Raw genomic sequence first — 24,200 nt, 5'->3', positions numbered from 1 at the left:
CGGCGCCCTACACCCCCACCAGGCGCCGGGCCAGCACCTCGTCGGCCAGGCCGTACGCCACGGCCTCCTCGGCGGTGAACACCTTGTCGCGGTCCATGTCGGCCCGCAGGGTCGCCACGTCGTGGTGCGTGTGCCGGGACAGCACCTCCTCCACCTGGGAACGGATCCGCACCATCTCCTTGGCCCGCAGCGACAGGTCGGACGCCGTGCCGCGCGTTCCACCGGTGGCCGGCTGCCCCAGCAGCACCCGCGCGTGCTCCAGCACGAACCGCCGCCCCGGGTCCCCGCCGGCCAGCAGCACGGCCGCCGTGGACGCCGCCTGCCCGACGCAGAACGTCGAGATCGGCGCCCGGACGAACGTCATCGTGTCGTAGATCGCCATCAGCGAGGTGAACGAGCCGCCGGGGGAGTTGATGTAGACCGCGATCTCGCTCTCCGGGGCCGACGACTCCAGATGGAGGAGCTGCGCGATGACCACATTGGCGACCCCGTCGTCGATCTCCGTCCCCAGGAAGATGATCCGCTCGGCCAGCAGCCGGCTGAACACGTCGTAGGACCGTTCGCCCTGCGGGGTGCGCTCGACGACGTTCGGAATCGTGTACGTCCCCATCACCGCAGCCCCATCCTGGGCCGGGCGGCGACCGGGCGGACGTCGTCGAGCGACTCCACCACCCGGTCGACCATCCCGTACTCCCTGGCCTGCTCGGCCGTGAACCAGCGGTCCCGGTCGCCGTCCCGGGAGACGGTCTCCGGGGTCTGGCCGGTGTGCTCGGCGGTGATCCGCTCGATGGTCCGCTTGGTGAACTCCAGGCTCTCCGCCTGGATCTCGATGTCGGCGGTGGTGCCCCCGATGCCCCCCGACGGCTGGTGCATCATGACGCGCGCGTTCGGCAGGGCGTAACGCTTGCCGGGCGTCCCGACACAGAGCAGGAACTGGCCCATGCTGGCCGCGAAGCCCATGGCCAGGGTCGAGACGTCGTTGGGGATCAGCCGCATCGTGTCGTAGATGGCCAGGCCCGCGTGCACGGAGCCGCCGGGGCTGTTGATGTACAGGCTGATGTCGGTGCGCGGGTCCTCGGCGGACAGGAGCAGCAACTGCGCGCACACGCGGTTGGCCGACACCTCGTCGACCTGCGTGCCGAGCAGCACGATGCGCTGCGCGAGCAGCTGGGCGGCGAGATGGTCGTCGAACCGGGTCGGCGGGGTGTCGCCCTCCTCGGCCCGGGGCAGCGGGGCCGGCCACGGGCCGGCGGTGAACGGAGACATCGGCGCTCCTGGTGGTCGCTCGTCGGAACGCGGCCTGGGCGACCGCGTGCCTCCACTCTCGACCGGCCGGCGGGGCGGCCGGGGACAACTCTGCCCGTGGCAGATTCGCCGTGGGCAGAGCGCTCCCTCGTGCCGCCGTCCGGAACGGTCCGGGACCGCACCGATGAGTTCCGGGGCCGGGCCGGGTCACCACTCATGACCGCGTTCCACGCCCGGGAGGCAACCATGACCACCGACGGATTCACCACGTGTCTCTGGTACGACGGCCAGGCCGAGGAGGCCGCGAACTTCTACGTCTCGGTCTTCAAGGACTCGAGCCTCGGCGACATCGTCCGGAACACCACCGCCACGCCCGGCGCCGAGGACTCCGTGCTCACCGTCGAGTTCACGGCCAACGGCCAGAAGTTCGTCGCGCTGAACGGCGGGCCCGAGTTCACGTTCAACGAGGCGATCTCCTTCCAGCTCGACTGCGCGGACCAGGCGGAGATCGACCACTACTGGGAGAAGCTCGTCGAGGGCGGTGGCGAACACGGCCCCTGCGGCTGGCTCAAGGACCGGTTCGGCGTCTCCTGGCAGGTCAACGCGGTGCGGCTGACCGAGATGATCGGCGACCCGGACCGGGGGAAGGCGGACCGCGCCCTGAAGGCCATGATGACGATGGGCAAGCTCGACATCGCCGCCCTGGAGAAGGCGTACGCGGGCGAGTGAGGCCCCGACCGGCGGGGCCGCCGCAGGGCCCCGCCGCCCCGGCCGGCCCGCGCGGAGATCCTCCCCGCTCACCCGTGATCTCCCGCGTGATGCGCAGGAGGCCGGGTGAGCGGACAGGGCTTCGGGGTGGACGTCGTGGGCGCCGGACAGAAGTGCGGACGGCCGTCCTCCCGGTGCGGGTCCGTCCGGTCGCGGCCGGGCCGGTCGCGGCGGTCCGGGTGGGCGCGCTCGCAGGCGTCGCACGGCGGATACCGCGCCCAGGTGTACCGGGCCCCGGCGGGGCTCACCGCCTTCCCCGTGCCGGCGGCGGGATCACCGGAGGCGGCCCGCTCCTCGTACGGTGCGTTCACCCGGCGCAGCCGGTCGGGGGTGATCGGGTCGGGGCCCCGCAGCACCCGGACGGTCCGCGGCGCCCGGCTCCCGCCCGCCGAAACGGCTCCTCGGGCGAGCACGGTGGGAGCCGGTCGGGAAGACGCGGTGGTGGCCGAGGGACGCTCGGTGCCCCGTGGGGCGCGGGCCTCTCGGTGACCGACGTCACCACCACCCCGGGCGGGACGCCGACGACGGCCGGGGCGGAGTGAGCGGGCCCGGTCCGCCCGCCCGGACATGGCATGATCGGGCACATGCGTGAACGAGTTGTGGCCGCGTGCGACGGGGCTTCGAAGGGAAACCCGGGGCCCGCCGGCTGGGCCTGGGTGGTCGCCGACCGTTCCGGGACGCCGGCCCGCTGGGAGGCGGGCGCGCTCGGCAGGGCCACCAACAACATCGCCGAACTCACGGCGCTGGAGCGGCTGCTGGCGGCGACCGATCCCGCCGTGCCGCTCGAGGTCCGGATGGACTCGCAGTACGCCATGAAGGCCGTCACCACCTGGCTCCCCGGCTGGAAGCGCAACGGCTGGCGCACCGCGGCCGGCAAACCGGTCGCCAACCAGGAACTCGTCGTCCGCATCGACGAACTCCTCCAGGACCGCTCGGTCGAGTTCCGCTACGTTCCCGCCCACCAGGTCGACGGCGACCGGCTCAACGACTTCGCCGACCGCGCCGCCAGCCGGGCGGCCGTCGCGCAGGAGGACGCCGGCAGCGAGCAGGGCTCGCCCGAGCCGCCGCCCGCCCCGGACCGCCCGGCGGGCGGCGCGGCGAAACGCGCGTCCGGCGGGGCCACGGCGCCCCGGCAGCGCGGCGGCTCCTCGACCGCCCGCACGATCAAGGCGAAGTTCCCCGGCCGCTGCCCGTGCGGACGCTCCTACGCGGCCGGCGAGCCGATCGCCAAGAACGGCAAGGGCTGGGGTCACCCCGACTGCCGGACGGCCCAGAGCGTCTGACCGGACCCCGCGCGGGGGCCGAGCCGCCCGCGGTCCGGCCGGAACGGATGACAGACTGACGTCCATGGACGAGCGCACATTCGACAGGTCGGGACAGCACGCCTCCGTGATCGGTCTCGGCACATGGCAACTCGGGGCGGACTGGGGCGACGTCGACGACAAGGAAGCCCTCGCGGTCCTGGAGACCGCCGCGGAGTCGGGAGTCACCTTCTTCGACACCGCCGACGTGTACGGCGACGGACGCAGCGAGCAGACCATCGCGTCGTTCCTGAGCGGGCGGCCGGATCTGCACGTACTGGTCGCCACCAAGATGGGCCGCCGGGTCGACCAGATCCCCGGGAACTACGTCCTGGAAAACTTCCGCGCCTGGAACGACCGTTCGCGGCGCAACCTGGGCGTCGACCGCATCGACCTGGTGCAGCTGCACTGCCCGCCGACCCCCGTCTACTCCACCGACGAGGTCTTCGACGCCCTCGACACCCTGGTGGAGGAGGAGCGCGTCGCCGCCTACGGCGTCAGCGTGGAGACCTGCGCGGAGGCGCTCACCGCGATCGCCCGGCCGAACGTGGCGAGCGTGCAGATCATCCTCAACCCGTTCCGCATGAAGCCGCTGCGCGAGGTGCTCCCGGCCGCCCGCGAGGCGGGCGTCGGCATCATCGCCCGGGTCCCGCTCGCCTCCGGACTGCTGTCCGGCAAGTACACCAGGGACACCGTCTTCGCCGAGAACGACCACCGCGCCTTCAACCGGCACGGTGAGGCCTTCGACCAGGGCGAGACCTTCTCCGGCGTCGACTACGCGACCGGTGTGGAGGCCGCCGCCGAGTTCGCCGCGCTCGCCCCCGAGGGCTGCACCCCGGCCCAGCTGGCCCTGCGCTGGATCATCGAGCAGCCCGGTGTCACCACCGTCATCCCCGGCGCCCGTACGCCCGAGCAGGCCCGCGCCAACGCGGCCGCCGCCCGGCTCCCGGAGCTGCCCGGGGCGACGCTCACGGCGATCCGGGACCTCTACGACCGGCGGATCAAGGACCAGGTCGAAGCCCGCTGGTAGCGGCGGCGCACGTCACGGCTCCAGGAGCAGCTGCCGTTCCTGCTCCTGGTCGCCGGAGGCGGCACCCTCGTCGCGTGCCGTGAAGGACCGCGTGAGGGTGTCGCTCGCCCGCCGCACCGCCTCCGGGGCGCCCTGCACGGTGACGGTCACCGGCGCCGACAGCGGCCCCGTGTCCGCGGTCCCGGCCGCCGCCCCCTGCCCCTCCCCGGTGAACGTCGCCACGCGGATTGTCGCGTGCTCCGCGGAGGGCCGCTGGTCCGCCGCCCCGAACGTGCCCTCCAGGGCCCGGACGACCGTCCGGGCGTCGTCGACGTCCCCGCCGCCGATCGTCACGGTGAGCTGGGTGTCCGACATGCGTCCACGACCTCCTGGCCTCGGTGTCATCGCCGTCCGTGTAACCGTGTCCCGCCCCTCCAAACCGGCGACCGGCCTGGGAGGACGGCGGCTTTCGGGGCATGTGAGGGGGAGACCAGACCTACGGAGAGGGAGGCACCGTGCCGGACACGGAGCGGGGCGAGGGCAGGCGCCGGGGACGGAACGAGACGGAGGAGGAGAGAGCGGACCGGATGTGGACGGAGCTCATCCAGGAGGTCCGTGTCGCCCAGATGGGGGTGCAGATCCTCTTCGGCTTCCTGCTGACCGTCGTGTTCACCCCGACCTACGCCAAGTTGTCCGACATGGACCAGACGATCTACATCGTGACGGTGGTGCTGGGCGCCTGCGCCACCGGCGCCCTCATCGGTCCGGTCTCCCTGCACCGGCTCGTCTCCGGGCGGCGCATCAAGGCGCAGGCCGTGCAGTGGGCCTCCCGGCTCACCCTGCTCGGCCTCCTGTTGCTGCTGGCCACCACCAGCTGCTCCCTGCTGCTCATCCTGCGCGTGGCCACCCATGACGACTTCGTGCCGTACCTGGTGACCGGAGTGGTGGCCTGGTACCTGCTGTGCTGGTTCGGCCTGCCGATGTGGGCCCGGTACCGCCACACCACGCGCTAGTGACCTGAGTCGGAGATTCGCCGCCTACTGCCGGCGAATCTCCGACTCAGGTCACCAGATCCTGTCGTCACATTCCCGCCTGCCCCGCGACGCCGTGCCCGCCCTCCCGCCGTGCCGGGCCCCGACCCGGGTACGTCCGGTACGAGGACCAGGGCCCGTCCCGCGGGCGGACGGCGGGAATGCGACGACAGGACCCAGGGGGTTCAGTTCCCGGTGAGGACGTCCGCGAGGAAGTCGTCCACACGGACCTCCTCGCACCCCGGCGGGACCATCAGCCGGGTCTCGTGCAGGAACTCGCCGACGGTCTCGGCCCAGGCGAACACCACCGCGTGGTGCCGGCCGCCGTCGGCGTGCGCCTCGCCGAGGAACTCCATGCACAGTTCCCGCCCCACACCCCGGGACTCGGGCCGCAGCCGTACGTCCCCGATGCCGACCGGGCGGGTGAGACCCTCGGTGACCATCTCCCGGTCCAGCTGCCAGCGGGCGAGGACCCGGCCGTCGTGGCTGAAGACGATGGTGACGGCGAACGGGTCGGACGGGTCGTAGCTCAGGTGGGCGAGCACGGGAAAGCGGTCCGTGTCGCCCGCCTGGAGCTCCACCACCAGGGTCTTGTGCACGAACGAGTTCACGAAAGGGCCTCCGGGAAGTACCGACGTAGAGCCCTCTAGTACCCCGCATCCGTGCGAGATGCTCGGCCCTATGGGTGAATCACCGACCGCGGGGGCCGCCGGGGACGTCAGGGGCGTCGGCCGAGGGCGTCCCGCAGCGCCGGCAGCAGCGTCTTCTCCGACCAGTCCAGGTACGCCGGCTGCGACTCGCCGCCGATCTGCACCAGGGCGATCTCGGTGAAACCCGCCTCGGCGTAGGGGCGGACGGCTTCGACGAAGTCCGCCGGGTCGCTGCCGCACGGGATCGACCCGGCGACGTCGTCGGGCCGGACGAACCGCGTCGCCGACGCGAAGGAGTCCGGGTGCGGCAGCTCCGAGTTGACCTTCCACCCGTTGCCGAACCAGCGGAACTGGTCGTGGGCGCGCGCGACGGCCGCGTCCCGGTCGGGGTCGTAGCAGACCGGCAGCTGCCCCACCCGCGGCTTGCCCTGCCCGCCGTGCCGGTCGAAGGCGTCGAGCAGTTCCGCCTCCGGCTCGGTGGCGATCACCAGGTCGGCGAGCCGGCCCGCGAGGGCGCAGGACCGCTTCCCGGACACCGCGACGCCGATCGGCGGCGGCTGGTCCGGCAGGTCCCACAGCCGGGCCGACTCGACGTCGAAGTGGGTGCCCCGGTGGTTCACATGGCCGCCCTCGAACAGGGCACGGATGATCTCCACCGCCTCCTCGAGCATCTCGTGCCGCACGTCCACGGACGGCCAGCCGCCGCCCACCACGTGCTCGTTGAGGTTCTCGCCGGAGCCGAGCCCCAGCCGGAACCGGCCCCCGGACAGCAGTTGCAGCGTCGCCGCCTTCTGCGCCACCACCGCCGGGTGGTAGCGGAACGTCGGACACGTCACGTACGTCATCAGCGGGATGCGCGAGGTGGCCTGCGCGGCGGCGCCCAGCACGCTCCAGGCGTACGGCGCGTGCCCCTGCGACGCCAGCCAGGGGAAAAAGTGGTCCGAGGTCACCGAGAAGTCGAAGCCGGCCTCCTCGGCCCGCACCACATGGTCGACCAGCTCACGGGGCCCGGCCTGCTCGGTCATCATCGTGTATCCGATTCGCACCATGCCGCCCGGGTCCCCGGCCGGGGGCGGGGAAAACGATGGATCACCCGGCGGCGATCCGGGCAGGATGCCTCCCATGACCGCCCACCCGTTCCCCACCGCCGGCCCCGCCGCCCAAGGCGTCGACGCGTCCGGCGTCCACGCCTTCCTCGACGCCCTCGAAGCCGCCCCGGACATCGAACCGCACAGCCTGATGATCCTGCGCCACGGTCACCTCGTGGCCGCCGGCTGGTGGACGCCGTACGCCGCCGGGCGCCCGCATCTGCTGTACTCGCTCAGCAAGAGCTTCACGGCGACCGCCGCCGCCCTCGCCGAGGCCGAGGGACTGCTCGACTTCGACGCCCCGGTGCTGTCGTACTTCCCGGAGTTCGAGGCCGACATCACCGACCCGCGCAGCCGGGCGATGCTGGTCCGGCACGTGGCGTCCATGGCCAGCGGCCACGAGAGCGAGACCGTCGACGAGGCGTTCGCCGCCGACCCCGCCGAACCCGTGCGCGGCTTCCTGCTCCAGCCGCCGCAGCGCGACCCGGGCACCGTCTTCGCGTACAACCAGCCCTGCACCTACACCCTCGGCGCGATCGTGCAGCGGGTCACCGGGCAGACACTCACCGACTACCTGCGGCCCCGGCTGTTCGACCCGCTGGGCGTCGGCGAGACGCTGTGGCAGCGGGACCGCACCGGCCGCGAGATCGGCTTCAGCGGACTGCACGCCGCCACCGACGCCGTGGCGCGGCTCGGCCAGCTGTATCTGGACGACGGGACCTGGCGGGGCGAACGGCTGCTGCCCGAGGGATGGGTCGCCCGCGCCTCGCGCCCGCACATACCGACCGACGGAGTCATGGGGGAGGGGGACCGGCCGGACTCGAACCGCGGCTACGGGTACCAGTTCTGGATGTCCCGGCACGGGTTCCGGGGCGACGGGGCCTACGGGCAGTTCTGCCTCGTCCTGCCCGGGCACGACGCGGTGATCGCCGCGACCACGGCGACCGAGCGGATGCAGGAGTACCTCGACCTGGTCTGGCGCCATCTCCTGCCCGCCTTCCGCTCCGGGCCGCTGACCGGCCAAGAGGCCGCGGACACCGCCCTGCGCGAGCGCCTCGAACGGCTCGCCCTGCCCCCGGCCGGGGGCGGGCCCGTACCGCCGGAGCGGGCCGGGGACTGGTCCGGCGCCGTGTTCACCCCGGAGGGCGGGGTCTGCGGCGACCAGCCGGAGCTGACCGCGGCCGAGGTCACGGCGGACGCCGACGGCGGCTGGGCACTGACCCTCACCGAGGACGGCGGGCGGTTCGACGCACGGTTCTTCGACGGGCAGGGATGGACGACCGCCGAGAAGCCCGTTCCGGCCGCCGCGAGCGGCGGCTGGGACGACGGCGGCACCCTCGCCGTGGACCTGGTGTTCCTGGAGACGCCGCACCGCCTCCGGATCACCTGCTCCCTCACCGACCGGACCTTCCGGGCCCGCTGGCTCACCCGCCCGCTGCACGAGTGGCCCCTGAACAAGCTGCGCGCCCCGCGCGGTTCAGTCCGCGGCGGGCCGGAACGTCCGTAGGAAGGTCCGCAGGGCCTCCCGGCCCGCGGGTTCCTCCCAGCCGGCGGCCGGGGTCGTCCAGCGCAGCGAGAAGCCGCGCCCGCCGCCCAGGAGGAAGCCGCGGCCGAAGGTGCGCACCCGGACGCCGCCGGCCTCGGCGTACCACTCCATGTCGGCGGCCTCGCGCCCCTGGTACGTCGTCGCCCGGATTCCGCCGATCCGCTCGTAGCCGTCGCCGGACCGCTCCAGGCGCGGCTCCACGTCGTCCCGCCACACGGCCACCGCGTCCGACCCCACACGCCTGCTGTACGTGACGGCGAGCGTGCGCGGATCCCCGTCGGCGCCGAAGGTGACGCGGTAGGCCAGATCGGAGGCGCGCGAGGTGTCCAGCCGCTCCCAGCCCTCGGGCAGCGCGACGGAGAAGCCCTCCGGGGCCCGGTAGGTCCGGTAGCCGGGCGGGAGGCCGCCCGCGCCGTCCGACGGGGACGCGGTGGGCGGCGTCGCGGTGGACGGCGGGGACGAGCCCCGGTCCCCGGGCTCGTCCGTACCGGCCGTCGCGGACGCCGAGGGCGGTGGCGCGTCGGCGGCGGGACCGCCGCCGCCACCCGGCAGCCCCTGTGTCGCGGCGAGCGCCGCGACCGCCACCGTGGCGACGGCCAGCGCGGTGCCGAGGAGCGTCGTCCGTGCGCCCCGCTTCCGGCCCGTGTACCGCACGGTGCCGGTGCGCCCGCCGCGCAGCCGGGGGCCCGGCACCGCCACCGGGACGGCGCCGGGGCCCTCCCGCAGCACACGGGTGAGCGCCTCGCGGACCACCTGGCGGGTCAGCCGCTCCCGCGGATCCTTGCGCAGCAGCCCCTGGACGACCTGCGTGAGCGGACCCGCCCGTACCGGTGTGCGCAGCGGCAGCCGGTCCACGCCCTTCAGCGTGGCCTCGGGCCGTCCGCGGTCCCGGAACGGCGGACGCCCCTCCAGCATCGTGTAGAGGATCGCGCCCAGCGCCCACAGGTCCGCGGCGGGCCCGATCCGCTCGTCACGCGCCTGCTCCGGGGAGGCGTACGACGGTGCCGTGAGCCGGGGCGCCGACGTCGTGCCGGCCAGGCCGTACCCGGTGACGACGGCCGGTCCGCTCTCGCGCAGGAAAACCTGGCCGGGGCTGAGCTCGCCGTGCGTGACGGCCCCGGCGTGCGCGGCGTCCAGGACGTCGAGCAGTTCCAGGGCGATGCGCGCGGCCCGCACGTAGTCGAACGTGCCCTCCTCGGCGAGGACTTCGTCGAGCGGTGTGCCGTCGATCCACGCGGTGACGGTCCACAGGGAGCCGGACTCGTCGACGGTGTCGACGACGGTGGCGATCCGGCCGGGGCACAGCCGGGCCACGCTCTCCGTCGCCCGCAGGACACGGGAGGGCGCGCGGTGTGCGGCGCCGGCCGCGTCCTGCGGGAGGCCGACCCGGGTGACCAGGCAGGGGCGGCCGGTCCCCAGGTCGTCGGCGTACCAGCGGACGCGGTTGGTCTCGCGATGCGTGATCTCGGCCAGCCGGTACCGTCCGGCGACCGTCCGGTCTGTGGAGACGTGCGCCCTGCCCATGGCCATCCCTCGTCGAACCGCTGGATCCCGCTTCCCCCAGTGGTACGGGGGAGCGGGCGGGGTCCGTTCAACGGAAGGCTCAGCGAAGCTCGAAGTGTTCCGCCCAGGCGATCATGTCCGCGGTGGTGGCGTTGCCGCCGCACACCACGAGACCGATCCGGGCCCCCTCGCCGACCCGCTTCAGCACCCGCCGCGCGGCGGGCAGCAGACAGCCGGCGGCGGGCTCGGCCCACACCTTGGCGTGGTCCGCGAGCTCCAGCGAGCCCCGCACCGCCTCCCGGTCCGGCACCACCAGCACCTCGGTGACCAGCTCCGACACATGCGCGTACGTCAGCCGGGACACGGACGGGGCGCTGAGCGTGGACACGATCGACGTCAGCTCCACCGGTACCGGGCCACCCGCCGCCAGCGCCTCGGACATCGCCTGCGCGCCCCCGGTCTCCACGCCCCAGACCCGCACCCCGGGCCGCAGCGCCCGCAGCGCCGCCGCGACCCCGGCGATCAGTCCGCCGCCCCCGATGCTCACCAGGACGTCCGTGAGGTCACCGGCGTCCGCGGCGAACTCCGCCCCCACCGTGCCCTGACCGGCGATCACCACCGGGTCGTCGAAGGGGTGGACCAGGGTCAGCCCCTCCTGCTGGAGCCGCGTCATGAGCGCGAACGCGCCGTCCATGCCGTCGGTCAGCCGCACCGAGGCGCCCGCGGACTCCGCGATCTCCACGGCCCGGACGGGTGCCGAACGCGGCATCACCACCGTGGCCTTCACATCGAGGGCCGCGGCCGTCACCGCGAGGGCGATCCCGTGGTTGCCGCCGCTCACCGCCACGACCCCGGCGGCCCGCTCGGCCTCACTCAGCGACAGCAGCTTCGCCGCCGCGCCCCGCACCTTGAACGAACCGGTGCGCTGCAGCAGCTCCAGCTTCGCCGTGACCGGGACACCCAGCAGCGCCGACAGGCCGGGACTCGGCACGGTCGGGGTCCGCACCACGTGCCCGGCGATCCGCTCGGCCGCGGTCTCGATGTCGGCGATCCCGATCACGACTGTCACCTTTCCGGCCCGGGGGGTGGTGATCCGCGCCGTGACCCACCCTGACCCGCACGGCGGCCGAGGTCAACAACGCTCAGTGCTGCTGGGCCTTCTGCGGTGTCGCCTCACTGGGCCGGACGACGACATACCCCTCACCCTGCAGCATCAGCTGCACGGCCTCGCCGGACCCGCCGCGCAGCATCGAGCCCAGCGACTGGGAACGGTGCAGCGAGGTGGCCAGGCCCGCGGTCCAGCCGACGATCGCGTCCGTGTCCACGTACACCGGGTACTGCGGCGACACCGGGATCACCAGCGGATTCCCCTCGCACACCAGCCCCAGCCGGCCGTGCCCGCTGAAGACGCTGTTGAACAGCCCGCCGCCGCTGATGCCGGCGCCCTTCACGGTCGCGATGCGGTACGACAGCGAGGAGTCGAAGCACAGGACGTTGCGGCCGTTGACGGTGAACTCGTCACCGGGGTCGACCTCGACGACGAAGCAGTTCTGCGCCTCGTGCGCGAACCATGCCTCGCCCTGTCCGCGGACCGCCATCAGCGGCAGCCCCTCGCCGGTCACCGCCCGTTTGAGGATGCCGCCGACGCCCTGGCCCTTGCGCTCGAACTGGAGGTTGCCGCGGTAGGCGATCATCGCGCCCTGCCGGGCGAGCATCTCGCCGTCGACCGTGTAACGGACGCACTTGGCGTTCTCGACCGTCATGCCCGGAGCCGTGGCCGGCCGCACCATGTGCTGACTGGAAAACAGGTCACCCTTCATGGGGGCATCCTCGCCCGGACGCTCTCCCTCCGCCAGGAGCACGTGCCGACGACACCGGGACCGGCGCCGTCAGCCACCGAAGAGCTGGGTCCAGTACGTGCCCGCCCGGCCGCCGCCCGCGAATCCGACACCGATGTGGGTGAAGCCGGCCCCGAGGATGTTGGCGCGGTGACCGGGACTGTTCATCCACCCCTGGACGACCTCGGCGGCCGAGTGCTGTCCGCACGCTATGTTCTCGCCGATCGTCCGTAGCGCCGAGCCCGCGGCGGCGGCCCGGTCCCAGGGCCTGCCGCCGTCGGGTGCCGTGTGGGAGTAGAAGTCGCGGGCCACCATGTCGGCGCTGTGTGCCTGCGCGGCCGCGGTCAGCAGGGGATCGTGGGACAGGGGCGGCAGTCCGGCGCGGACGCGCTCCCGGTTGGTGAGGTCGATGACCTCGCCGGCCGTGCGGTCCCGGCCGTCCGGGGTGAGCGGACTGGCCCACAGCGCCGTCCAGTAGGTGTCGCCGGACCCGTCGCAGGACGCCACGGCGGCGTGGGTGAAGGAAGGGTCGCACACGGTGCGGCGGGCCGCGTCGTGGCGCAGGCAGTGGTCGACGAACCGGTCGACGGTGAGTGGCCCGGAGACCAGATGCTCGCCGACGGTGAGGTACGGGTATCCGGCGGCGACGACTCGCTGGTGGACGGAGACGCCGTCCATGCCCTCGACACCGAGGCGTCCGCCCCGCGCCATCGAACCGGCGTGCTCCCGCGCCGCGCCGGCCAGCCGCGCGTCATGGGCGACCGGAGGCGAACCGGCGGCGGCCCGGGCCGAGTTCACCAGCTCGAGAAAATCGTCCCCGGCGGCCGGGCGGGCCGGGGCGGCGGGTGCCGTGCGCGTGGAGACCGCCCCGCCGTCGTCCGCCACGTCGACCCCGAAGTCCCGTGCGAGACCGGCCAGTCCGTCGGCGTACCCCTGTCCCAGGGCGCGCAGTTTCCAGTCCCCGCCGCGCCGGTAGATCTCCGCGAGGAGCAGCACGGCCTCCTGTCGCACCCGGGGCGGGGAGAACCGGGCGAGCGGGCGTCCGCCGGCGTCGGCGACCTGGAGCACGGGGGCGGGCAGTCCGCTCAGCGGGGTGCCGGGGCCGGCGGGACTGACGGCCACCGTGACCCGGGTGGCGCCGGGGCGCAGCGCCGCCGGGTCGACGGTGAGCGCGTCCCCGCCGAGCCGGGCACCCGGCGCGGACGGCTGGTTGTAGAACACGAAGTCGCCGTCACCGCGCACCTTTCCACCGTCGTCCGTGATCAGCGCGGACACGTCGAAGGGGCCGGGCACCCGGACGGTCACCGCACCGCCCGGGAGGGCCAGATTGCCGCCGGGGACCAACTCCTGCATCACGCCGCCCTGCTGTCGTCGTACACGGACCGGTGGGGGTGTCCGGACAACGACGAGCGGTGGCCGCGGGTTCCCGGCCGCGGTCCCTCAGCGGCGCAGCGTCTCCGCCCAGTCCGACGGCACCCGTCCCGCCGGGCCCGGCGACGGCTGGTCGGTCGGGTGGCTCACGGGCGGGGCCAGGCCGGGGCCGGACTCGTACAGCTCGTTCGTGGCGTAGTTCCAGAACCAGTCCTCGCCCGGCTCGTAGCTGCGGACCACGGGATGCCCGGTGGCCTCGAAGTGCGCCGTGGCGTGCTGCCCCGGCGAACTGTCGCAGCAGCCGATGTGGCCGCACCGCGCGCAGCGCCGCAGATGGAACCACCAGCCGCCCACGGTGTCGCAGTCGGCGCAGCCCGTGCCGGTCGGCGGGACACCGGGGTCGATGGCGTGGTCGCTGGTCATGCGGGCTCCTCGGGGGTGTCGTCGGGGGCGGGAGCGGTGAGCGGCAGCAGCACCTGGAAGCGGGTGTCGCCCGGCTCGGACTCGAACCGCAGGGTCCCGTGGTGCTTGTTCACCACGATCCGCCAGGAGATGTCCAGGCCGAGGCCGGTGCCCTCGCCCACCGGCTTGGTGGTGAAGAACGGGTCGAAGACCCGGTCGCGGACCTCCGGCGGGATGCCCGTGCCGGTGTCGCCGAACTCCACCAGCAGCCGGTCGTGCTCCCGCGCGGTGCGCACGGTCAGCGTGCCCCGGCCGTCCTGGCCGTCCGCGCCGTTCATGGCGGCGACCGCGTTGTCGATCAGATTGGTCCACACCTGGTTGAGCTCCGCCGGGTACGCCGGGATGCGCGGCAGCGTGCGGTCGTACTCCTTGACCACCTTGATCCGCTCTCCGAACTTCCCCGACAGCATCAGCAGGGTGCTGTCGAGGAGTTCATGCACATCGGCGATCTGGAAGGGGGCGCGGTCGAGCTGCGAGTACTGCTTGGCGGCGTCGACGAGGTGCGAGACGCGGTTCGTGGAGTCCGCGATCTCGTCCATGAGCAGTTCCGTCTCGACCGTGTAGCTGAGCCAGCCGACCGCCGACGGGAGCGTCGCCCCGTCCACGGCGGCGGCGACCTGGTCCAGCCAGTCCAGGTCCAGCCCGGCCTGGACGAACGTCGGGGCGATCCGCCAGCCGTCGGGGATGCCGTGGTCGTCCAGCCAGTCGGAGAGCGCGTCCTCCCGGTCCGACGCCTCCAGCGGGCTGAGCACGGGCGCCTTCGCGACCCGTTCGGCCGTCCGCTCCTGGATGTCGATCAGGTTGGCCAGGGTCTCGCGGTCGTAGGTGCCCGCGGAGATGACGCGCAGTTTGTGCCGCATCTTGCCGACGCGCTCGCGCAGCGTCGCGGTCGCCCTTACGGCCGCGGCGGCGGGGTTGTTGAGTTCGTGCGTCAGTCCGGCCGACAACGATCCCAGCGCCAGCAGCCGTTCGCGCTGGCCGATGGCGCGCTGGGTGCTCTTCGAACCGAAGAACAGCCCCTCCAGGAGATGGACCGCCATCGGGAACCACTCCTGCATGATGTCCGCGAACGTGTCCGCGGGCACCACGAAGAACCGCGTCGGCTCCGTCACGCGCATCGAGTTGTTGTAGACCTGCCGCACCCGGTCCCCGAGGTACGCCTGCATGGCCCCCGCGTACACCCCGCGCTGGGACGTGCGGCTGACCTCCACATCGTCCCCGCCGACCCGGCGGGACAGCACGACGGTGCCCTCCAGCATCACGTAGAAGCAGGTGGCGGGGTCGCCCTCGGCGTAGACGGGACCGGGCCCGAACCCCTCCACCCGCCCCTCGGCGCAGAGCCGCCCGAGCTGCTCGGCGGTGAGCTTCTCGAACAGGAACAGGGAGCCGATCTCCTGCGGGCTGCACGGCATCGGCCGCCCGCTCACGACTGCTCCAGGTACCGGTGGACGAGCATCACGGCCATGGCTCCCTCTCCGACGGCGGACGCGACCCGCTTGGCGGACTCCGCCCGCGCGTCGCCCGCGACGAACACGCCGGGCACGTTGGTCTCCAGGTGGTACGGCGGCCGGTCCAGCTCCCAGTCGGCCGGTGGCCGCCCGTCGGGGGTCAGATCGGGTCCGGCGAGGATGAACCCGCGTTCGTCCCGCAGCACCGTGCCGTCCAGCCAGTCGGTCAGCGGGGCGGCGCCGATGAACACGAACAACCACTGCGCGTCCACGAGTTCGGTCCCCCCGCTCTCCGTGTCGCGCAGCGTCAGCCGCTCCAGATGACCGTCGCCGTGCGCGCCCTCGACGACCGCGCCGCACCGCACCGAGATGTTCGGCGCCCGGTCGATCTGCTGGATCAGGTAGTGCGACATCGACGCCGCCAGATCCGGCCCGCGCACCAGCAGCGTCACCGACTTGGCGAACCGGGACAGGTACATCGCGGCCTGCCCGGCCGAGTTGGCGCCGCCGACGATGTACACGTCGTGGCCCTGGCAGGCGGCGGCCTCGGTCAGCGCGGATCCGTAGAAGACCCCGCAGCCGCCCAGTTCGTCGCAGCCGGGTGCCGCCAGCTGCCGGTACGACACCCCGGTCGCCAGGATCACGCTGTGCGCGGCGACCGCCGAACCGTCGGAGAACCGTACGACCCGGGCGCCGCCGTTGACCTCGAGACCCGTCACCTCCCGCGCGGTGAGGATCTCGGCGCCGAACTTCGTGGCCTGCCGCCGCGCCCGGTCGGTGAGCTGCGCCCCCGACACGCCGTCGGGGAAGCCCAGGTAGTTCTCGATCCGGGAGGACTGCCCGGCCTGCCCGCCGGTCGCCGACCGCTCCACCAGCACGGTCCGCAGCCCTTCGGAGGCCCCGTAGACCGCCGCGCCGAGCCCCGCCGGGCCGCCGCCGATCACCACCAGGTCGTAGAAGTCGGCCTCCGGGGTGGTCGCCAGGCCCACCCGGGCGGCGAGGTCCACGGACTCCGGCTCCACCAGGGGCACCCCGCCCGGGGTGATCACCACCGGCAGCCGCATTCCGTCCTCGCCCGCGGCGGCCAGCAACCGCCGGCCCTCCGGCTCGTCGGAGGAGTACCAGCGGTAGGGCACCTGGTTGCGGGCCAGGAACTCCCGTACGTCCGAGGAGCGCGCCGACCAGCGGTGCCCGACCACCTTGGTGCTGGGCACCGGCCGGTGGTCGCTGCGCCGCCAGGCCTCGAGGAGGTCGTCCAGGACCGGGTAGAGCTTCTCCTCCGGCGGGTCCCACGGCTTGAGGAGGTAGTGGTCGAGGTCGACGACGTTGATCGCGTCGATCGCCGCGCCGGTGTCCGCGTACGCGGTCAGCAGCACCCGGCGCGCACCCGGAAAGATGTCGAGGGCCTGCTCCAGGAACTCGATGCCGTTCATCCGCGGCATCCGGTAGTCGGCGAGGATCACGGCGACGAGGTCGCCGCGCAGCTTCAGTTCGCGCAGCGCGTCCAGCGCGGACTCGCCGGACTCCGCGCGCACGATCCGGTACGACGCCCCGTAGCGCCGTCTGAGGTCCCGGGCCACGGCGCGGGAGACGCCCGGGTCGTCGTCCACGGTCATGATCACCGTCCGTGCCGCTTCGGCGGCCTGTGCCATACGTCCCCCCCGTCGTGCGGTCGGATCCCCGGCGCGGCGGGCCCCGGTCCAGCCGCAGCCACCGCACCGGCCCTGCCCATCGTATGTTCGGTCGCGCCGGCGCGCTCGGACATGCGTGAGCCCCACGTGCGGCGCGACCGCGTGCGGCCGGGGCGGCGGCGTAGGGAAGACTGGACCACGCGAAGCGGACACGACACCGGGAGGAACCGCATGACGCGCCCGATCACGGCAGGGATCGACGGAACCGGGGAGAGCCTCGCCGCGCTGGCCTGGGCGGCACGGGAGGCGGTCCGCCGGGGACTGCCGCTCAGGGTGGTGCACGCCTGGCGGTTCGAGGCGCACGACGCGGTGGACACGGGGGACCGGGCCACACAGGAGCAGTGGGTCCGCGCGTCGGTGGAAGAGGCGGTCCGCGCCGTCGGCGAACGGCACCCCGGTCTCGCCGTGACGACGGACGTCCTGGAGGGCGACGCCGTGCAGACGCTGACCGGTGTCGCCGCGGACGCGGAGATGCTGGTGCTCGGCTCGCGCGGACACGGGCGGATCGTGGGCTTCCTGGTCGGCTCGGTCGGCCAGCAGGTGATCGTCGACGCCGAGCGGCCGGTGGTGTTCGTACGGGCCGGGGAGCAGGCGTCGAACGAGGTCTCCGGGCACGAGATCGTGGTCGGCCAGCAGGGCGACCCGGAGGACAGTGCCGCCGCGCTCGGCCTCGCCTTCGAGACCGCGGCCCGGCGCGGGGCCGCGGTGCGCGCCGTGCGGGCCTGGACCCTGCCGCCGGTGTTCGCCTACAGCCCCGCCTCGCTCCGGCTCCTCGACGAGGCCGGCGGCCTGGAACCGTACGAGCAGAAGGCGCTGGCGGCGGCCCTCGCGCCGTGGCGGGAGCGCTACCCCGACGTGCACGTGATCGAGCACGTCGAGATGGGCAGCGCCGGACAGGTGCTGCTGTCGGTGGCGGGCACCGCCCAGCTGATGGTGGTCGGCCGCCGCGCCCACCGCACGGCCGTGGGCGCCCGGATCGGCTCGGTGGCCCACGGCGTCCTGCACCACGCGGACTGCCCGGTGGCCGTGGTGCCGCCGGCCTGACCCCGTGCCGTCAGCCGGCCGTCGGCCGGAGCGTCTCCCGCGCCTTCGGCAGGATGTTCCTGATGTAGTCCTCGACGGCCGTGCCGAGCCCGATGTCGTGCTGCGCCCGCTCGGACAGGTACCAGCGGTGCTCCAGGAGTTCGTGGTAGATCTCCGCGGCGTCCACCGGGCCGCGCAGCTCCGGCGGCACGGACCGCACGGTGGGCCGGAAGACCTCGCGCACCCAGCGGTGGGCGAGGACCTCCGGACGGGCGCCGAGGGGGTCGCCCGGCGCGTAGTCGTCCTGGGTGGCCATCCAGCTCTCCAGGTCGTTCAGCAGCCGCCGGGCCTGGTTCTCCTCGGCGTCCAGACCGGTCAGGCGCAGCAGCTGCCGCTGGTGGTGACCGGCGTCGACGACCTTGGGCACGAAGGTGACCGTGTCGCCGTTGGAGGCGTGCTCGATCTGCATCTCGGCCACGTCGAAACCGAGGTCGTTCAGCCGGCGGATACGGCGCTCGATGTAGTGGTGCTTGCCCGCCGGGTAGACGGAGGTGCGGGTCAGCTCCTGCCACAGGCCCGTGTAGCGGGCGCAGATCTCGGTGCCGAACTCGATCGGGTCGACGGAGGGGTGCAGCGCCCCGGAGGCCTCCAGGTCGAGCAGCTCGCCGCTGATGTTGACCCGCGCGAGGTCGAGGTCGTACTCCCGCTGGCCGACGCTGAGTTCCGGGTGCAGGTCCCCGGTCTCGGCGTCCACGAGGTAGGCGGCGTAGGCGCCCGCGTCACGCCGGAACAGCGTGTTGGACAGCGAGCAGTCGCCCCACGCGAACCCGGCCAGGTGCAGCCGCACCAGCAGCACGGCGAGCGCGTCCATGAGCCGGTGCATGGTCGCCGGGCGCAGCGTCGTCTCGAACATCGACCGGTACGGCATGGAGCCGCCGAGGTGGCGGGTGATCAGGACGCTCTCCAGCGGCTCCCCGCCGGGGTCCGTGCGGCCGGTGACCACGGCGAGCGGGTCCACCGCCGGGATGCCGATCCGGTCCAGGCCGCGCAGCAGTTCGTACTCGCGCAGCGCGGGCCGCCGGGCGAGCTCCTTCACCGCGATCACCTCGTCGCCGGCGCGCGCGTAGCGCACCACGTGCCGGGAGATGCCGCGCGGCAGCGGCACCAGGTACTCCTCCGGCCACTCCTCCAGCGGCAGGTGCCACGGCAGTTCCAACAGGAGCGCGGGATGCTCCGGGTTGGTGGCGTTGATCTGCAGTGCCATGGCGGGGGTGTCCTCGTCTCGTGGGCGGTCGTCACCTCACCCTATTGCGCGCGCTCCCGGGCCAGTCGGGCAGCGTCCCGTACGGACCCCTCGTACAGCGGGCCGTGTCCGGGCAGCAGCAGGCCGCCGTCCAGTCCGGCCAGCACGTCCAGCGAGGCCACGGCGGTGGCGCGCTCGTGGTGGAACATGTCCGTCAGCATCTGCGGCCCCTCGGCCCGCGAGGTGGGATGGCCGCTCACCAGGGCGTCGCCCGACACCACCACCCCGGTGTGCGGGAAGTGGAACGCGCAGTGCCCGGCGGTGTGGCCGGGCGTGTGCACGGGCACGGGCCGGCCGGGCAGATCGAGCGGGCCGGGACCGGACTCCGGGAACGCTTCGGGCGCGGTGACCGCCACATCCGCCGTCCCGCCGGAGCGCAGGGCGTGCGCCGCCCAGGGCAGCACGCCCGGCCGCCAGCCGTTGCGCAGTACCTGTCCGACGGTCACCTGGTGCAGGAAGTCCCTTCGGGCGTGCGGGACTTCGGCCTTGTGGGCGTACACGGGAGTGCCGTACGCGGTGCTCAGGTACTCGGCGGATCCCAGGTGGTCGCTGTGGGCGTGGGTGATCAGTACGGCCGTCACCGCCTCCGGTGAACTCCCCACCTCCGCCAGGGAGGCGAGCAGCCCCTCGCGGTCGCCCGGGTAGCCGGTGTCGATCAGTGTGACGGCGTCCCCCTCGGTCAGGATCACCCAGTTGGTGTTCGTGCCGTGCACCAGGTAGGTGCCCTCCGCGACGTGCCGCACGGTTGCTCGCATGATCGTCCCGAGTTCCAGTCGTTCCAGTCGTTCCTGCCGGACGGGAGAAGGAAAGCAGATCACGGCGCCGGCGCGGGCGGTGGACCCGGCCGCGGCGGCGCCGGTACGGCGGGGGCGACGGGACGCATCCCGAACAGGAACCGGGTCACCGCCCACCTGCGCACCCCGTACTCGTACAGCACCAGGACCACCGCCAGGGAGGCGGCCACGATCACCGCGTACTTGACGGCCGTCGGCGCGGACCAGCCGACCACGCCGTACGCGAAGGCGACCACGACCGGCTGGTGCAACACGTACAACGGCAGGGCGGCGAGGGCCAGATACGGCAGAACCTCGGCTCCCCCGCCCCGGCCGCTCCGCAGGCGCGGGCGCCCCGGCCGGTCCAGCAGGCCGAGGAGCGCGACCACCCAGCACCAGCCGGCCGCCCCGAACAGCGCCCTGGTCACCAGCGCGAACGGGGTCCACGCGGTGAACGGGTCGTCCCCGGAGACGAAACCGGGCGCGGTCCCGGCGAACAGCACCACGCCGAGCACGCCCACGGGTACCGCGGCGCGGCGCATGGCCTCCCGGACCCGCTCGTCGTCCGCGAGGGCGAATCCGTACACGAAGAACAGCAGGTAGGCCCAGCGGTTCCAGCCCGCGAAGCCCTCCTCCATGCCCAGCAGCGCGTCGACCGCGGCCGACGGCAGCGCGGGGAGCAGGAGCAGCGCAGGCCGGCGCCGCAGCACGGGCGCCACGCGGTCGGCCCCGGCCGCCAGCCGGGCGGCGACGGGGGCGAGCAGCAGACAGAAGGTGAGCAGCAGGACGACGAACCACAGATGTCCGGTCTCGAAGTGATCGCCCTCCAGGACGAAGGGGAAGTCGGCGAGGTCCGGCCGCACGGACAGGAAGCGCGCCCAGAACCGTCCGTACGACTCGTCGTACCCGGGGTCGGCGGCGCGCAGCCGCAGCCACGGGGGGAGGGGGCACAGCACGACCGTCGCGAAGACCAGCGGGACACCCAGGCGCAGCAGCCGTTCCCGGGCGAACCCGCCGGGTCCCCGGCGGCGGATCGAGTGCCGGGCGCCGAGACCGGCGACGAGGAACAGCATGGGCATGGCCCACACCACGCCGAACCCGGCGAGGACGGTGACGGCGTCCGTCGTCCGCGCGTTCTTGACGTAGAAGTCGTCGTCCGGGGAGAAGACGAGGGCGGTGTGGAAGAACACCAGCCCGAGGACGACGAGGGCGCGCAGCACGTCCAGTTCGCCGCGCCGGCCGGCCCCCGCCCCCCGCTCCGTGTCCGCGCCCATCGGCCCTCCCCGCCCGGGTGCGGCCCAGTGTGGGGGAGCGGGGGCGGGGAGGACAGGCTTCCGGTGCGAACTCCGCCGCTCCCGGACCTTTCGATACACCGGTGTATCGGATACGTTCCCGTATCGAACCGAGGGAACGGGGCCGGCATGGCGGTGGGCGGTACGGCGGGGCGCGTCACCAGGCGCCGTCTGCGCACGCGCGCGAACCTGCTCGAGGCCGCGTTCTCCGTCTTCGCCGCCAAGGGCTTCGGGCACGTCTCGATCGAGGAGGTCTGCGAGGCCGCCGGCTACACCAGGGGCGCCTTCTACTCCAACTTCGCCGACCTGGACGAACTGTTCTTCGCCCTGTACACGGAGCGCGCCGAACTGATCGCCGAGCAGGTCGCCGGGGCCCTCGCCCAGGACGGACCCGACCTCGACGTGCCCGCCGCCGTGGACCGCGTCACCGAGGTCCTGCTCCTGGACCGCGACTGGCTGCTGGTGAAGACCGACTTCCTGGTGCGCGCCGCCCGCGACCCGGAGGTGGCGCGCGTCCTGCTGGAGCACCGGACGCGGCTGCGGCGGGTCGTCGCCGGCCGGCTCGCCCGGGCCCGCGGTCACACCGAACTGCCCGCCGTGCTCGGTGACGTCGAGGGCGCCGCGCACGCCGTGGTCGCCGCCTACGACGGCGTCACCACCCGACTGCTCCTTGACCGGGACGTCGCGGGCGCCCGGGCCTGGCTGAGACAACTGCTGACCGCGCTGCTCACCGCATGACAGCCACCGCACAACAGGAAGGGACGGTCGCCATGGATGCCGACGTCATCGTCGTCGGAGCGGGACTCGCGGGCCTCGTCGCGGCCCACGAGCTGACCAGCAGGGGCCGCAGGGTCGCCCTGGTCGACCAGGAGAACGCCGCCAACCTCGGCGGCCAGGCCTTCTGGTCCTTCGGCGGGCTGTTCCTCGTCGGCTCACCGGAGCAGCGGCGGCTGGGCATCAAGGACTCCTTCGACCTGGCCTGGAACGACTGGCAGGGCAGCGCGGGCTTCGACCGGCTCGACGACGAGGACACCTGGGCGGTGCGCTGGGCGAGGGCCTACGTCGAGTGGGCGGCGGGGGAGAAGCGGTCCTGGCTGGACGGCCACGGCATCACCTTCCTGCCCACCGTCGGCTGGGCCGAGCGCGGCGACCTCCGCGCGGACGGACACGGCAACACCGTGCCCCGCTTCCACATCGCCTGGGGCACCGGAACCGGCGTCGTCGCACCCTTCGTCCGGTACGCCCGGCAGGCCTCGCGCGACGGGCTGCTCACCTTCCACCACCGCCACCGGGTCGACGAACTCGTCGTCGGGGACGGCACCACGCGCGGGGTGCGCGGCACCGTGCTCGCGGAGGACAACGCACCGCGCGGTGTCGCCTCCAGCCGTGAGACGACCGGTGAGTTCGAGCTCACCGCCCAGGCCGTGATCGTCACCAGCGGCGGCATCGGCGCCGACCACGACATCGTCCGCCGGTACTGGCCCGAGCGGCTGGGCACCCCGCCCCGCGAGATGGTCACCGGGGTCCCCGCCTACGTCGACGGGCGGATGCTCGACATCAGCGCCCGCGCGGGGGTGCGCCTGGTCAACCGGGACCGCATGTGGCACTACACCGAGGGCCTGCGCAACTGGGACCCCGTCTGGCCCGGGCACGGCATCCGCATCCTGCCCGGACCGTCCTCGATGTGGTTCGACGCCCTCGGCCGCCGCCTGCCCGACCCCTGCCTGCCCGGCTACGACACCCTCGGCACGCTGAAGCACCTGCGCACCACCGAGGACCTCGCCGGACACGACCACTCCTGGTTCGTCCTCACCCAGAGGATCATCGAGAAGGAGTTCGCGCTGTCGGGCTCCGAGCAGAACCCCGACATCACCGCCAAGGACCGGGCCGGCTTCCTGCGCACCCGCCTGCTGGGCAAGGGCGCCCCCGGGCCGGTGGACGCGTTCCTGCGCAAGGGCGCCGACTTCGTGACCGCCCCGACCCTCGAACAGCTCGTCGAGAAGATGAACACCCTCACCGACGAACCGCTGCTCGACGCGGCCGTCGTACGGCGCCAGATCGAGGCCCGCGACCTGCAGATGGACAACGCCTACAGCAAGGACGCCCAGGTGCAGGGCATCCGCAACGCCCGCCGTTACATCGGCGACCGCCTCGGCCGCGTCGCCACCCCGCACCGCATCCTCGACCCCGCGGCCGGCCCGCTGATCGGCGTCAAGCTGAACATCCTCACCCGCAAGACCCTCGGCGGCATCCAGACCGACCTGGACTCCCGCGCGCTGGGCGCCGACGGCCGGCCGGTCGAGGGGCTGTACGCGGCCGGCGAGGTGGCGGGCTTCGGCGGCGGCGGTGTCCACGGCTACAACGCCCTGGAGGGCACCTTCCTCGGCGGCTGTCTCTTCTCGGGCCGGGCGGCGGGGCGGGCGGCGGCCGCCCGGACGGCGTAGGTCACGCCCCGTCAGTCGTCCAGGAGCCGGGCCAGCACCTCCGCGTGGCTGGTCGCCGGACTCCTGGACGCGGTCAGCAGCGTCACCGGGCCCTTCCCGGACAGTCCGCGGACGTGGTCCAGGAGTCCGGCGGCCTCCGGAGCGGCGAGTTCCGCCTCGTAGCGCTCGCGGAACTCCTCGTACGGCCGGTCGTCCGCGTGGTACCAGCGGCGCAGCTCGGTGGACGGGGTCAGCCCCCTGGGCCACTCGTCCACCCGCGCCGCGTCCTTCGCCAGACCGCGCGGCCACAGCCGGTCGACCAGGATCCGGACGCCGTCGTCCGGCTCGGGCGGTTCGTAGACACGGCGCACGCGTACGCTCATGGTCGGCCCCTTCCGGCGATGTCCCGCGAGCGTACTGCGGCCCGCCGGGCCG

General features: G+C 73.5%; 24 protein-coding genes. 8 read left to right on the top strand and 16 right to left on the bottom strand.

Features of this window, described 5'->3' with window-relative positions; all coding sequences use genetic code 11:
* Positions 1-7: 7 nt before the first annotated feature.
* Together ACH4VX_RS05285 and ACH4VX_RS05280 are read right to left on the bottom strand one after the other, a co-directional pair.
* Entirely contained in the window at positions 8-610 is a 603-nt protein-coding gene (locus ACH4VX_RS05285; protein WP_398365990.1) for a ClpP family protease, read from the bottom strand.
* Positions 610-1,266: an ATP-dependent Clp protease proteolytic subunit gene (locus ACH4VX_RS05280; protein WP_398365989.1), complete on the bottom strand. Its 657-nt coding sequence runs from the start codon at positions 1,264-1,266 to the stop codon at positions 610-612. The genes ACH4VX_RS05285 and ACH4VX_RS05280 overlap by 1 nt, the downstream gene beginning before the upstream one ends.
* Positions 1,267-1,491: 225 nt before the next feature.
* Here ACH4VX_RS05280 and ACH4VX_RS05275 point away from each other — a divergent pair, with 225 nt between their 5' ends.
* The 3 genes from ACH4VX_RS05275 (at position 1,492) to ACH4VX_RS05265 (ending at position 4,344) form a co-directional block, all read left to right on the top strand.
* Complete coding sequence (locus tag ACH4VX_RS05275) at positions 1,492-1,974, top strand: VOC family protein (protein ID WP_398365988.1); 483 nt, start codon at positions 1,492-1,494, stop codon at positions 1,972-1,974.
* Between the two features lie 623 nt (positions 1,975-2,597).
* Positions 2,598-3,296: a ribonuclease H gene (locus ACH4VX_RS05270; RefSeq protein WP_398365987.1), complete on the top strand. Its 699-nt coding sequence runs from the start codon at positions 2,598-2,600 to the stop codon at positions 3,294-3,296.
* A gap of 64 nt (positions 3,297-3,360) precedes the next feature.
* A complete protein-coding gene (locus ACH4VX_RS05265) occupies positions 3,361-4,344 on the top strand; it encodes an aldo/keto reductase (protein WP_398365986.1) in 984 nt (327 codons plus the stop codon).
* 12 nt (positions 4,345-4,356) lie between these two features.
* Here the strand turns inward: ACH4VX_RS05265 and ACH4VX_RS05260 are convergent, their stop codons facing one another.
* Entirely contained in the window at positions 4,357-4,698 is a 342-nt protein-coding gene (locus tag ACH4VX_RS05260) for a hypothetical protein (protein WP_398365985.1), read from the bottom strand.
* 140 nt (positions 4,699-4,838) lie between these two features.
* Here ACH4VX_RS05260 and ACH4VX_RS05255 point away from each other — a divergent pair, with 140 nt between their 5' ends.
* Positions 4,839-5,336, top strand: coding sequence for a DUF6328 family protein (locus tag ACH4VX_RS05255; RefSeq protein WP_398365984.1), 498 nt, complete (start codon positions 4,839-4,841; stop codon positions 5,334-5,336).
* Positions 5,337-5,539: 203 nt separating this feature from the next.
* On the opposite strand, the gene ACH4VX_RS05250 is transcribed toward ACH4VX_RS05255, so the two are convergent.
* On the bottom strand, positions 5,540-5,965 hold the full coding sequence (locus ACH4VX_RS05250) for an SsgA family sporulation/cell division regulator (protein ID WP_398365983.1): 426 nt from the start codon (positions 5,963-5,965) through the stop codon (positions 5,540-5,542).
* Between the two features lie 107 nt (positions 5,966-6,072).
* Positions 6,073-7,053: an LLM class F420-dependent oxidoreductase gene (locus ACH4VX_RS05245; protein ID WP_398365982.1), complete on the bottom strand. Its 981-nt coding sequence runs from the start codon at positions 7,051-7,053 to the stop codon at positions 6,073-6,075.
* A 73-nt stretch (positions 7,054-7,126) separates the two neighbouring features.
* Here ACH4VX_RS05245 and ACH4VX_RS05240 point away from each other — a divergent pair, with 73 nt between their 5' ends.
* On the top strand, positions 7,127-8,599 hold the full coding sequence (locus ACH4VX_RS05240; RefSeq protein WP_398365981.1) for a serine hydrolase domain-containing protein: 1,473 nt from the start codon (positions 7,127-7,129) through the stop codon (positions 8,597-8,599).
* Here the strand turns inward: ACH4VX_RS05240 and ACH4VX_RS05235 are convergent.
* The 7 genes from ACH4VX_RS05235 to ACH4VX_RS05205 form a co-directional block, all read right to left on the bottom strand.
* Positions 8,570-10,162 (bottom strand): serine/threonine protein kinase, encoded by a 1,593-nt coding sequence (locus ACH4VX_RS05235; protein ID WP_398365980.1) that lies wholly within the window; start codon positions 10,160-10,162, stop codon positions 8,570-8,572. The genes ACH4VX_RS05240 and ACH4VX_RS05235 overlap by 30 nt on opposite strands.
* Before the next feature lie 79 nt (positions 10,163-10,241).
* Positions 10,242-11,201: a threonine/serine dehydratase gene (locus ACH4VX_RS05230; protein WP_398365979.1), complete on the bottom strand. Its 960-nt coding sequence runs from the start codon at positions 11,199-11,201 to the stop codon at positions 10,242-10,244.
* 82 nt (positions 11,202-11,283) lie between these two features.
* Positions 11,284-11,961: an AIM24 family protein gene (locus ACH4VX_RS05225; protein ID WP_398365978.1), complete on the bottom strand. Its 678-nt coding sequence runs from the start codon at positions 11,959-11,961 to the stop codon at positions 11,284-11,286.
* 69 nt (positions 11,962-12,030) lie between these two features.
* Entirely contained in the window at positions 12,031-13,332 is a 1,302-nt protein-coding gene (locus tag ACH4VX_RS05220; RefSeq protein WP_398365977.1) for a CAP domain-containing protein, read from the bottom strand.
* 87 nt (positions 13,333-13,419) lie between these two features.
* A complete protein-coding gene (locus ACH4VX_RS05215; RefSeq protein ID WP_398365976.1) occupies positions 13,420-13,773 on the bottom strand; it encodes a UBP-type zinc finger domain-containing protein in 354 nt (117 codons plus the stop codon).
* Entirely contained in the window at positions 13,770-15,239 is a 1,470-nt protein-coding gene (locus ACH4VX_RS05210) for an ATP-binding protein (RefSeq protein ID WP_398365975.1), read from the bottom strand. Before ACH4VX_RS05210 ends, ACH4VX_RS05215 begins: the two co-directional genes overlap by 4 nt.
* Positions 15,236-16,912, bottom strand: coding sequence for an FAD-dependent oxidoreductase (locus ACH4VX_RS05205; protein ID WP_398365974.1), 1,677 nt, complete (start codon positions 16,910-16,912; stop codon positions 15,236-15,238). Before ACH4VX_RS05205 ends, ACH4VX_RS05210 begins: the two co-directional genes overlap by 4 nt.
* 210 nt (positions 16,913-17,122) lie before the next feature.
* Between ACH4VX_RS05205 and ACH4VX_RS05200 the strand changes: the two genes are divergently transcribed.
* Positions 17,123-17,995 carry a universal stress protein gene (locus tag ACH4VX_RS05200; protein WP_398365973.1) on the top strand — a complete coding sequence of 291 codons (873 nt, stop codon included), beginning with the start codon at positions 17,123-17,125 and terminating at the stop codon, positions 17,993-17,995.
* Between the two features lie 10 nt (positions 17,996-18,005).
* On the opposite strand, the gene ACH4VX_RS05195 is transcribed toward ACH4VX_RS05200, so the two are convergent.
* From ACH4VX_RS05195 to ACH4VX_RS05185, 3 genes are read right to left on the bottom strand one after another with little or no spacing between them, the layout of a single operon-like run.
* Entirely contained in the window at positions 18,006-19,238 is a 1,233-nt protein-coding gene (locus ACH4VX_RS05195) for a DUF4032 domain-containing protein (RefSeq protein WP_398365972.1), read from the bottom strand.
* A 41-nt stretch (positions 19,239-19,279) separates the two neighbouring features.
* Positions 19,280-20,032: an MBL fold metallo-hydrolase gene (locus ACH4VX_RS05190; protein WP_398365971.1), complete on the bottom strand. Its 753-nt coding sequence runs from the start codon at positions 20,030-20,032 to the stop codon at positions 19,280-19,282.
* Between the two features lie 59 nt (positions 20,033-20,091).
* On the bottom strand, positions 20,092-21,324 hold the full coding sequence (locus ACH4VX_RS05185; RefSeq protein ID WP_398365970.1) for an acyltransferase: 1,233 nt from the start codon (positions 21,322-21,324) through the stop codon (positions 20,092-20,094).
* Between the two features lie 147 nt (positions 21,325-21,471).
* Between ACH4VX_RS05185 and ACH4VX_RS05180 the strand changes: the two genes are divergently transcribed.
* Positions 21,472-22,080 (top strand): TetR/AcrR family transcriptional regulator, encoded by a 609-nt coding sequence (locus tag ACH4VX_RS05180; RefSeq protein ID WP_398365969.1) that lies wholly within the window; start codon positions 21,472-21,474, stop codon positions 22,078-22,080.
* Positions 22,081-22,112: 32 nt separating this feature from the next.
* Complete coding sequence (locus ACH4VX_RS05175; protein WP_398366296.1) at positions 22,113-23,786, top strand: FAD-binding dehydrogenase; 1,674 nt, start codon at positions 22,113-22,115, stop codon at positions 23,784-23,786.
* 11 nt (positions 23,787-23,797) lie between these two features.
* On the opposite strand, the gene ACH4VX_RS05170 is transcribed toward ACH4VX_RS05175, so the two are convergent.
* Positions 23,798-24,148, bottom strand: coding sequence for a DUF488 domain-containing protein (locus ACH4VX_RS05170; protein ID WP_398365968.1), 351 nt, complete (start codon positions 24,146-24,148; stop codon positions 23,798-23,800).
* Positions 24,149-24,200 lie beyond the last annotated feature (52 nt).

The organism is Streptomyces sp. NPDC020731, assembly GCF_044334705.1.
Taxonomy (GTDB): Bacteria; Actinomycetota; Actinomycetes; order Streptomycetales; family Streptomycetaceae; genus Streptomyces.
The sequence above is the reverse complement of the archived record's forward strand: the minus strand, read 5'-3'. Positions and strand labels throughout refer to the sequence as shown.